The organism is Halomonas jincaotanensis (genome assembly GCF_018448785.1).
GTDB lineage: Bacteria > Pseudomonadota > Gammaproteobacteria > Pseudomonadales > Halomonadaceae > Halomonas > Halomonas jincaotanensis.
Genome location: NZ_JAHCLU010000056.1, coordinates 1 through 897 on the forward strand (window position 1 = coordinate 1; position 897 = coordinate 897).

Consider the following 897-nt stretch of genomic DNA (forward strand, 5'->3'; position numbering starts at 1 on the left):
CCTGCGTGATGCGCTGTGCGCCCTGGTACAGACCACCATGCCGCGGCTGAGGGTATTGCGCACCCAAGCCGACAGCCGCCTGCTTCACGACATCCACGACAGCAACGAGATTCTCTCCGATGAGAGGGGACGCCTTCTCGGGCCGGAGGGCATGATCCAGCGTCACGGCGCGCAATGGCTCAAGCTACTGGATGCCGAAGGCATCGCCCTCGTCACCGGGGAAGAGATCTTTAGCCTGGGAACCCTGCCCGCCGAGGAGAAACTGGTCGCCATGGCCGGCTGGCTGAGCCGCCACCAGCAGCACGACACGCCCTGGCACACCCAGGCATTGGCAACGACCCCCCTGGCGGGCTGGCAAGAGGGCGATCTCTGCGGCTTGCTCGCCGTGGCCCTGCCCACCGAGTCGAGCCACTGGCTGATGCTGTTTCGCCGCGAGCAGCGACACAGCAGGCGCTGGGCCGGCAAGCCCGAGGATACCCCCATGATCCGCGACGGGCAGCTGATCCTGACGCCACGCCGCTCCTTTGCCCAGTGGCAGGATGACGTCAGGGGACTCAGCCGCGCCTGGCGCGACATCGAGTGCCGTGCCGTTGGGGACCTCGCCAAGACCCTGGCCGTCCTGACCTCCAGCCACGAGATCGCCCAGCTCAACGAAAAGCTTCATCATGCCAACCGCAAGCTCAAGAGCCTGGCCTACAGCGACGGCCTGACCGGCGCCTGGAACCGCTACCGCATGGAGAAGGCGATCGACGCCGAGCTCAATGCCGCCGAACGCCACGACCGGCCCTTCGCCGTGCTGCTGTTTGACATCGATCACTTCAAGCACTTCAACGATACCCACGGTCACGAGGCCGGCGATGAGGTGTTGGTGACGCTATGCAGTGTCCTGCAGCGCAT

The 897-nt window shown here is 65.7% G+C and carries 1 protein-coding gene; it reads left to right on the top strand.

The window, feature by feature from the left end:
• On the top strand, positions 1 to 897 hold an 897-nt coding region (locus KG088_RS19435), incomplete at both ends, for a sensor domain-containing diguanylate cyclase (RefSeq protein WP_213828274.1).